Here is a 10,120-nt window from a genome sequence, read left to right as displayed (position 1 = left end):
GTGCCTTCCGAAAGATGCAAACTTTCCTTTGTAAGGGAATTGATTTCCTCTGCTGCCACTTTGCTGCGTTTGGCAAGTTTTCTGACTTCTGCTGCCACCACAGCGAAACCTTTACCGTGTTCACCTGCTCTTGCAGCTTCGACGGCTGCATTTAAGGCCAATATGTTTGTTTGGAAAGCAATATCATCAATGATTTTCACCTTTTCAGCAATTCGTTCCATCGCTGAGGCTGATGCTTGTGAGCTTTTATTTACTTCAACAATATGACCGGCGGTAGCTTGAGTGATTTGCCGGGTTGTTCGTGCATTTTCATTGCTAGTACTGATATTTGCAGACATTTCTTCCAGCTGGCTGCATACTTCTTCGGTCGATGCAGCCTGTTCGGCAGAACTGCGTGCTATATCATCCGAATTTCCAAGAAGTCTTTCACCATGAGCAGACAATTGATCTGCACTTTCTGCTATTTTTCTGATCATTTCCGATAACTTGCGGGCCATCCGGTTAAGTGATTTGATTAAATCGCCCGTTTCATCCGTATAGATATTTTCAATATGTTGATCCAGGTCTCCGCTGCTGATGTCCTGGGCCAGTTTGATGCTTTTCATCAGGGGTTGAACCAGCTTGTCTGCAAGGTATACAGTAAGAAATATCAATATCACAATTCCGATAAGCCCAATGATGATCATTTGTAATTGTGTGGCATAGAAAGATTTTAACATCACTTTCTCTGGGGTTATTATTCCGACTGCCCAGGGCGTATTGCTTTGGCCAATCACAAATCCGGCCAGGGAAACGTTATTTTTTACACCATTTTGGTCACGGTAATTAAATGAAATATTTTCCCCTGCTTTCAGCCGGGAAATCATCGATGAGTTTAAATCCGTGCTGTCGATCAGGGTGGAAATGGATTTCCCTATCTTCGATTTATCCGGGCAAACGATGAGAGTCCCATTGTTTGAAACCAAAAAGGCATGGCTTTCTTCAAAAGGTTTAATGCTTTGGATAGTTGGGATAAACCGTTCGAAGGAAAGGTCGATTCCCATTAAGCCCATAAATCTATTACCGGCGGTATACAAGGGTACACAAACACTGGTCTCTAATATTTCATCTTCTTTTTTACCGTCATAGGCATAAAGGTAAGGATCCGTTACTGTTTCCTGCGGATTCTTTTTTATGGAATAATATACTCCGGTTGGATTAGGGTTATCGGTATCCATTTTTTCCTGTTGATATTTCAATGCCCCGTTATCCCTGAACCAGGTAACCCGAAATCGCCCATTAGGTTTGGTGTAGCCCGGTTCTATGGCATTCAGTTCTAGGCTTAACCAGACCGACATGAAATTTGGATTTTTTACTGCTATTTTTCTTAGTACCGATTTGTAAATTGAATCTCTCATCATCGCATCCCCAGGCCCTGTTTCTGAGAAACTTTGGGCAAGGGCCCTGGATATATTTATTTCAACATTAAGAATCGATTGGGTTTTATATGCATTTTCGCGGGAACAGGTATTGGCAATTTCCTGAGCATTTTTCAGGGCATTATTCCTATATTTTACCAGGTAATATCCAAAAGATACCAAATAAATGATCAGCGATGAGCCTAAGAATGCCACCAACATTTTAGCTCTAATTGTCCAGTTTGTATTCATACCTTCAAATTTTTGTTTGTAGTGAAAAATGTGTTTTTTTGATAGCTTGCCCCTAAAAATTTGATATTTCTTTACAAAAATATTAATTTTTAAGCTAATGATTACTGATAAAATTCATTTTTTATGCTTTAAAATGAATTATTTGAAATAATCAATTTTTCTTTCTGTTAGATATTTTAAAGTCTGTTTGCTAGAAAATCTTAAAATATATCCTTAAAATTTTGCTGTTTTTTGAGGTATATAGCTTCTAATTCTTATTTAAAATGGGGGTAAGGATAAAGGCGAGGAAGAACTCATGACAAACTGTATAGTCTAAGATTGAAAATCCCATATTCAGGGTTGGGAAGGCCGGATATATGGGATTTTTCAGTTGATTGATTTCCTGAAATGACTGTAATTTCAGTGAGTCCTATTATTGGCTTTTCATTATTCCAAAGCTTGTTTTAAATCCGCAAGTAGATCATTTATATCTTCTATACCCACGGATAAACGGATCAACGTATCCGAAATCCCTAATTTCTTCCTGTCCTCAACAGGAACAGAGGCATGGGTCATTAAAGCGGGCAATTCTATTAGGGATTCCACTCCGCCCAGGCTTTCTGCCACAGCAAACAGTTGCAGGCGCTCAAGAAATTTTTTGGCATCAGCAATTGTCCCTTTGGTTTCAAAAGAGATGATTCCGCCAAATCCCCTGGCCTGCCGGGTGGCCAATAAATGCTGGGGATGGCTTTTCAAACCGGGATAGAAAACCTGCTTGATTTTGGGATGTTGTTCAAGGAATTCTGCGATTTGAATGGCGTTTTGATTGTGACGCTGCATTCTGAGTTCCAGCGTTTTTATCCCACGTAACGTGAGATAAGAGTCGAAAGGCGAAAGTACAGCGCCGATGGAATTCTGGTGGAATTGAATTTTGGAATACAGGCTGTCATCTGAAAGCACGACAGATCCGCCCAGTACATCGCTATGTCCCCCGATATACTTGGTGGAACTATGGATCACCACATCGGCACCAAGAGTTAACGGGTTCTGAAAATAGGGAGATAAAAAGGTATTGTCAACTACCAACAGCAGATTGTGCTGATGGCTGATCTCCGAAGCTGCTTTGATATCGGTCAGTTTGAGTAGGGGATTGGTAGGCGATTCTATCCAGACCAGGCGTGTATTGCTCTTAACTGCCTCTTCTATATTTTTCGTTTTTGAAGTATCAATATAAGAAGTTTTAATGTCAAGATTTGTCAGTATCTGGTTAAATAACCTTTTCGTTCCTCCGTACAGGTCGTCAGATGCAATGATATGATCTCCGGATTTGAGAACAGACAAGAGTAACGTGGTTATTGCCGACAAACCGGAACTGAACGCCAGTCCGTAAGCAGCATTTTCAATGGAGGCAAGTTTTTCTTCAAGCGCCTTCCGGGTCGGATTTAAGGACCGGGTATAATCGTATCCCCGGGTTGGGACGTCTACTTTTTCACGGGCAAAAGTTGTTGAAAGATGAATGGGGACAACTACATCACCTGTGCCTCCTTCTTTTAATTCAGGTTCTTCTCCGGCGTGGATGGCCTTGGTGGAAAAATTATATTTTTCAATATTTCTCATTGCGCAAATAATTAATTAAATCGATTTTAGTGATAATTCCCTGAAATACCTGATGCTCGTCTTCGATGATAGCTACCAGTCCGTTGTTCAGTACTTCTACCAGTGAATCTAAAGAAGCAGTGGGCAGAAGTTTGGTCAAATGGGTGGTCATGATTTCTTTAATCGATTCCGAGCGGAAGTTGATATTTCGGCTGTATAAAGCTGACAACAAGTCTGATTCATCAATGATGCCAACGATTTTATTATTGTCTATAACGGGAATTTGAGATATGTCGTAAGTTTTCATCTTTAAGTATGCCGCATTCAAAGTGTCCTGGGACGAAACATAAACCGTGGCATTATCTTCAAACCGGCGGGCGATAATATCCCGCAGGTCACCGTAATTTTTTCTTTTCTTCAATCCCTGGTCATACATCCAGAAATCGTTGTACATCTTTGAAAGGTATTTATTCCCGCTATCGCAGGCCAGTGTAACCACGCGTTTTGCGGTGGTTTGCTCGCGGCAATACTTTAAGGCGGCGCAAAGAAGGGTACCGGAAGATGAACCGGCCAGGATTCCTTCCTTTTGCAGCAATTCGCGAACCGTATCAAAACTTTCTTTGTCGCTGATGGAATAAGCCCTTTTGGTAAGCGAAAAGTCCGCAATTGTAGGGACAAAATCTTCGCCGATTCCTTCCACCAGCCATGAACCGGCTTCCCTGGTGATTTTGCCGGTATTGATATATTCTGCAAGTACCGAGCCATTGGGATCAGCCAGCACTACTTCCGTTTTGTTGGACACTTTTTTGAAAAAGTGGGTTAACCCGGTTAACGTTCCTGACGAACCTACCCCGGCGACGATCGCGTCAACATCATGGTCCATTTGTTCCCATATTTCAGGCCCTGTGGTTGTTTCATGTGCCAGGGGATTGGCGGGGTTTTCGAACTGGTTTACATAAAAGGCGCCCGTTTCGTCGGCTATTTTTTTAGCCAGATCCTGATAATACTGTGGGTGGCCCTTGCCTACATCAGAGCGGGTCAGAATGATCTCTGCCCCCAGGGCTTTCAGGTGATTTACTTTTTCCTGGCTCATTTTGTCGGGGATGACCAGGATGATTTTATATCCTTTCATCAGGCCGACCAATGCCAGGCCAATTCCGGTGTTTCCTGCCGTGGCCTCAATGATGGTCCCGCCCGGTTTCAATGCCCCGCTTTGGGCAGCTGCATTGATCATGGAGACTCCTACACGATCTTTTATGGAACCACCCGGATTTTGATTTTCCAGTTTTATGAATAGCCGGCATTTCCCGGTATCTAGTTTGGTAAGTTCGACCATTGGAGTGTTTCCGATCATCTCCAAAACATTACTTGCTATTTTCTGACTCATTTTGTGAATTTTTTATTCCAGCGACATAGACATTCGCTTTACATGTTCATCAGTTACAAAAATATATATAGCTTATTTCAAATGCAGTACCCTGAAAATGGCATATTCAATACCTTTTTTATGGTATGTCAAAATGATGAGTTTTTGAAAAATTTGTAAAAATATTATCGTTAATGAAAATGATATTTTCCAAAACAACTGTTGTTATGATTGAATTCTGTTATCCGTTTACCACAAATCAGGTAAGGCATTATACCACAAACAGGCGATTATTTTTCTGAAATAATGCTTTTAGTTTTACGCACTTCAAATGATGCCTGAGAAATTAGCAAGGATCATACGAAATAAATCAAAATACGTAGAGATGTTGAAGAAATCTATTGAATTTCTACAGCAGGAAGCTGCAGAAACAGGCTCCAATACGCTGAAGCGAAAGTTGAATGCATTCAATTTGGTAACTATTGGTATCGGGGTAATTATTGGCGCCGGTTTGTTTTCGCTCACCGGCATTGCTGCCGCCAATTATGCCGGTCCGGCTGTAACAGTGTCATTTGCATTGGCTGCTGTTGGTTGTGCTTTTAGTGCCTTGTGTTATGCTGAATTTGCTTCCCTGGTTCCTGTTGCCGGAAGTGCTTATACTTATTCCTATGCAACCTTAGGTGAATTCTTCGCCTGGATTATTGGCTGGGATTTGATACTCGAATATTCGGTGGGTGCTGCCACCGTGGCGATCAGTTGGTCACAATACCTGATCAAGTTTCTGGATACTTATCATATCCATTTGCCTCCGCAATTGTTTCTTTCTCCTTTCGAGAGCATTTCATTATCTGACGGGACTCTTGTTCATGGAATCGTTAATTTGCCTGCTATTTTTATCATCATTGGAATTACTTCAATCATTATCAGGGGAGTTGGTGTATCTGCATGGTTTAATTCCGTTATTGTTACGATAAAAGTAAGTATTGTCCTGATATTCATTGCCGTGGGATGGCATTACATCCATCCGGAAAATTATCATCCTTATGTTCCTCAAAACCCTGGCACATTTGGTACATTTGGCATCAGTGGTATTTTTCGCGGGGCTGGTGTGATCTTTTTTGTTTTTATTGGTTTTGACATTGTGGCAACGATGGCGCAGGAAGCAAAACGGCCGCAGAGAAATATGCCAATCGGAATCATTGGTTCATTGCTGGTATGTACTGTTTTGTTCATTCTTTTTAGTTATGTAATGACCGGCATGGCCAATTACAAGGAGTTTAAGGACAGTGCAGCGCCTGTAGCCATTGCCATTGAAAAGACGCCATATCTGTGGCTCAGTCAGGCCATCATTTTGGCGATACTTATCGGATATATATCTGTGATCCTGGTCGACTTGATGGGGCAATCGCGCGTGTTTTTCTCCATGAGCCGCGATGGCTTATTGCCCAGAGTTTTTTCAACATTACATCCGAAATTTCAGACTCCTTATAAATCAAATATTCTTCTGAGTATCTTCATTAGTTTGTTCGCAGGGTTTGTTCCTATTCGTGTTGTCGGTGAAATGACCAGCATTGGAACTTTACTGGCCTTTGTGATGGTTTGTGCGGCCGTACTTATTTTAAGGAAAACCCAACCTGATACGCCACGTTCCTTTCGGACACCATGGGTCCCTGTTGTCCCTGTTTTGGGGATTCTTACTTGTGTCATCATCATGTTTTCTTTGCCCTTGGACACTTGGATTAGACTGGTTGCATGGTTAATCATTGGCCTGGTGATTTATTTTTCTTTTGGCAAAAAAAATAGTGTGCTTAGAAAAAGAATGTCTGAGGAGATTTGATTTTAAATATTTTCCAGGTTTTTTTAATATGTTTTAAAGTAGAAAAGAAGGACTTTTATTGAAAGCCCTTTTTCCCCCCTTGATGAATTTTTTTATAGCTTATATTTTTTGAGTATGCCTGTTTTAAATGCATCAACTTGTACAACTCTTTGTTATTTTGTTGACATAATAGTGGACTTGCCACTTAAAAGTCCTTGTGATTTAGCTGAAATAATAATATTTTCCGGACGAGAACCGGACCTGAGCAAGAATGTTGCAATACCTGCTTCTGCTTTAACATGATCGGGGCCGATAATGCTGGCTCCAGTACTGGTTTCAAGCTGCACTTCCCGATCCGATTCATATACCTGATTTCCCTTTTTATCACAGACAGTCACATAAGCGAATATCACATCAGCACCATTGGCTTTAAAAGGTTTTCCGCTTAAGTCGAAGGATATTTTCAGCAGTTTTGCGCTGCCGGCGGTCGTTATTTTATCTTCAGCCACTTTTTTATTGTTGGTATATCCGACAGCCTTAAGCGTTCCCGGGGTGAAAGCCTTCAAATCGAAAATGAACGGGGGATTAGGCAGTTTATCGGAAATACTGTTCCTTCCGGCTTTTTTCCTTTCGATTAGCTTTTCGTTGAGATATAAGGCGACTTCATCGCAATTGGCAAAGACTTTCAGGTTATGATAATCGGATTTTTCATTCCAGTATGAAGCAATTTTCAATGTAGGTTGAATGCTTTGGCTGCGATACAAGTAATAACTGAATTTAGGTAAACGGAAGATATCCATTATCCCTGATGATTCAATGTCCGGCGAATAACCCCGGTTATAGTCGAACATCAGCCAGTTGGCATCGCCAAGGTGAGGATTGCGGAGATTGTCGTTGTGTGCTTCCTGGTAGTTGGTGGCTTGCTGAAGCAACCTCTTTTCGCCATTACCCCGAAGTTGGCGGCTGGTACGTTCGTCGGCTTTTAGTCCGGCATAGCCGGCCTGGTTCAATCCGGCATCCTGGGCAAAGTATTCCCAGTCTCCATATTCGGCGGTGAACAGCTGAATTTTTCCGTCATAGTTTTTCCAGTAGTAAGGCGGTTTGGCATGTTGGCGTGCGGGAATAAAGACATCATAGTATTTGTTTATCCATCCGCAGGTGAGCAGTTTCGTTTCGGGAGATTCTTCCTTTGCAATACGGTTCATGTTTTCCATAAACTGGTCGGGCATGGCCGATTCATTGAGTGAAAGTTCCCACATGGCCACGCAGGCGTGGTTTCGGTCGCGGCGGATAAGTTCGCGTGCATCCTGATACGAATGTTGCATAAAGTGGTCATCACCCACAAACTGCCATCCGGGGATTGCGTCAATGGCCAGGAGCCCGAGCTTGTCGCAGGCATCCATAAAAGCCGGTGACTGCGGGTAGTGCGACAGGCGGACGATATTGAACCCGGCCTGCTTGATCTTCATTGCATCCCGGTACTGAGCATTGTCGGACAAGGCATTGCCAATATATGGATATTCCTGATGGCGGTTGGTACCGACGAGCAGGAGCGGTTCTCCGTTGATCAGAAATTTTTCATCTTTAACCTCGAATTTCCGGATTCCGATATGGCTTTGCACAGCATCAACAGTTTTACCATTTTCAACTACTTCTACTTTCAGCGTATACAGGTTAGGGTGTTGCGGATGCCATAATTGCGGATCAGGAATGTTCAAACGGGTAGTTACGCTTATTTGTCCGCCGGCGGTTATTGTTTGTTTATCAGAAATAGCTGTGGCGACTGTTTTCCCGTTTTTATCGTTCAGCTTACAAGCGATTATAAAAGTTTTATCGCCTGGGTATTCGTTGCGGATATGAGTAGCAACCGAAATCTCTGCTTCTTTTTTTGAAACAAGGGGATACCAAATTTTTAAACCTCCGGAAGCTGTTCGATTTTCTTTCACCGGGTCTGAAATGTACAGCGGACCGGTTACGACAAGCGATACATTGCGGTAAATTCCGCTGTAGTAGCAAAAATCGAGATTGTCAATTGGTTTTCCCGGGGGCACTTCAGGATTATCCTGATTATTAGCTTTTACAACCAACCGGTTTGTTTTTGTAAAAGATACCTCTTTCGAGATATCTATGGTAAACGGCAGGTATCCTCCGGTATGTTTCATCAACAATTTACCGTTTAACCAGACTTCAGCCTGTTGCATAACAGCTTCAAATTCAATAAAAATTTTTCGATTTGTCCATTCCGGGTTTATTACGAAATCTTTTTTATACCAACTAATTCCAATCCATGGATTTTTTATTACCAGGGGTTCTATTTTTGCCGTATGGGGCAGACAAATTGTTTGCCAACCCTCAAAACTAAAATTAATATTTGTTGGGATATCTATAGAAGGCAACAAATTTTCCTGATTTCTAAACTGCCAATCCTCATTGAAATTTAGCTTCAATCGGTTTTGAGCGGAGCTCACCAATACAAAAAATAAAAAAAAATTAATAAGAAATATTTTTAACCCACGAAATTGCCTCATAACTCTCTTGATTTTAAAACTATAGAAATTTATTTGAAAGCGTCCAGTGCAACAGTTGGTTTTCCACTGTTGTCGAAAGCCCCCAGTGCATAACCGTTCCAGCCCACATTACATTCCGGTTCCCAGTAAAATACCCCTTTCCCTTTATTACCTGGCACTGATTTTACTTTGGCTATCAGGTCGGTCAGAAAATTCTTGCACCCCGCCGGATTATCCCAGTTCATGCCGCATTCCACCACCATTACTTCCGAGTTGTAACGGCTTACCAAATCCTTCATATTGGCCAAAGTCTGTGTATTACAATTGGCCCAGTCATTAGCAGTAGTGAACCAATTGGGATAAACGGATAATCCTATGACATCCCATTTTCCGCCATTGGCTTTCAGTCCGTCGAATATCCACCGGTACATTGAGTTATCATAGCCATTGTTCAGATGGACAATAACCTTTGTACTTGGGAAAACGGATTTTACAGCATAGTATCCTGCGGTTGTCAGCGCAGCATAGTTTGCCATATTAGCGGATGCTTTCCCGTCATCCCAAAGCATTCCATTACTGGTCTCATTCCCGACCTGTACCCATTCCGGGGTGATGCCATTGTTTTTCAGTGTGGTAAGAACTGAAATGGTGTGGTTTGCCAGGGCTGTTTTCAGGTCTGTAAAGCTAAGATTTGTCCATGCAGCAGGTTTTGTCTGATGGCTTGGGTCAGCCCAGGTATCGCTGTAATGAAAATCAATCATGATGCGCATTCCCAGATTTTTTGCCCGTTTGGCTTTTACAAGCAAATCGGAAGTGTTGCACCATCCGTCCGAAGGATTTACCCATACACGCAGGCGGATACTGTTCATTCCAAGGCTTTTCAGTAAAGTTAAGCATTCGCTTTCCGTTCCGGCTGAATTATAGAACTTCCGGCCATTGGCTTCCATTTGGGTGACCCAGCTGACATCAGCGCCTTTTGCAAATGATGTATCAGCAGAAACGGGGGGTGTATTTACTGAATCGTTTGTTTTACAGCCAGTTGAGAAAAACACATAACCAAGGCACGCAAAAAAAAGGATAATTTTATAAACAATTGTTTTCATCAAATCAGAATCAAGAGATAATATATCTATTTAAAAGCATCCAAAGCTTTTGTGGGTTTCCCATCATTACCCCAGCAGCTTAATGGGTATTGACTCCAGCTGCG

Annotated in this window: 6 protein-coding genes; 1 reads left to right on the top strand and 5 read right to left on the bottom strand. The window is 42.0% G+C overall.

The window, feature by feature from the left end:
* The 3 genes from Q8907_08040 to Q8907_08030 all read right to left on the bottom strand — a co-directional run.
* Positions 1–1,649 (bottom strand): methyl-accepting chemotaxis protein (locus tag Q8907_08040; protein ID MDP4274212.1); only part of this gene is annotated, 1,649 nt, incomplete at its 3' end.
* Between the two features lie 426 nt (positions 1,650–2,075).
* Positions 2,076–3,245 (bottom strand): cystathionine gamma-synthase, encoded by a 1,170-nt coding sequence (locus Q8907_08035; GenBank protein ID MDP4274211.1) that lies wholly within the window; start codon positions 3,243–3,245, stop codon positions 2,076–2,078.
* Positions 3,232–4,611: a pyridoxal-phosphate dependent enzyme gene (locus Q8907_08030; GenBank protein MDP4274210.1), complete on the bottom strand. Its 1,380-nt coding sequence runs from the start codon at positions 4,609–4,611 to the stop codon at positions 3,232–3,234. Before Q8907_08030 ends, Q8907_08035 begins: the two co-directional genes overlap by 14 nt.
* Positions 4,612–4,975: 364 nt before the next feature.
* Here Q8907_08030 and Q8907_08025 point away from each other — a divergent pair, with 364 nt between their 5' ends.
* Entirely contained in the window at positions 4,976–6,427 is a 1,452-nt protein-coding gene (locus Q8907_08025) for an amino acid permease (protein MDP4274209.1), read from the top strand.
* Positions 6,428–6,579: 152 nt separating this feature from the next.
* Here Q8907_08025 and Q8907_08020 read toward each other — a convergent pair whose 3' ends face one another.
* Complete coding sequence (locus tag Q8907_08020; GenBank protein MDP4274208.1) at positions 6,580–8,853, bottom strand: glycoside hydrolase family 2 TIM barrel-domain containing protein; 2,274 nt, start codon at positions 8,851–8,853, stop codon at positions 6,580–6,582.
* Positions 8,854–8,963: 110 nt separating this feature from the next.
* Positions 8,964–10,016, bottom strand: a complete 1,053-nt coding sequence (locus tag Q8907_08015; GenBank protein MDP4274207.1) for a glycosyl hydrolase 53 family protein — start codon at positions 10,014–10,016, stop codon at positions 8,964–8,966.
* Positions 10,017–10,120: the final 104 nt, after the last annotated feature.

It is taken from the genome of Bacteroidota bacterium (assembly GCA_030706565.1).
In the GTDB taxonomy this organism is placed as follows: Bacteria; Bacteroidota; Bacteroidia; order Bacteroidales; family JAUZOH01; genus JAUZOH01.
The sequence above is the reverse complement of the archived record's forward strand: the minus strand, read 5'-3'. Positions and strand labels throughout refer to the sequence as shown.

What these genes read in the sequence shown, in the direction of transcription:
- Q8907_08015 (MDP4274207.1), bottom strand. Translation starts at nt 10,016, where the DNA reads ATGAAAACAATTGTTTATAAAATTATCCTTTTTTTTGCGTGCCTTGGT.
- Q8907_08035 (MDP4274211.1), bottom strand. Translation starts at nt 3,245, where the DNA reads ATGAGAAATATTGAAAAATATAATTTTTCCACCAAGGCCATCCACGCC.
- Q8907_08030 (MDP4274210.1), bottom strand. Translation starts at nt 4,611, where the DNA reads ATGAGTCAGAAAATAGCAAGTAATGTTTTGGAGATGATCGGAAACACT.
- Q8907_08025 (MDP4274209.1), top strand. Translation starts at nt 4,976, where the DNA reads ATGTTGAAGAAATCTATTGAATTTCTACAGCAGGAAGCTGCAGAAACA.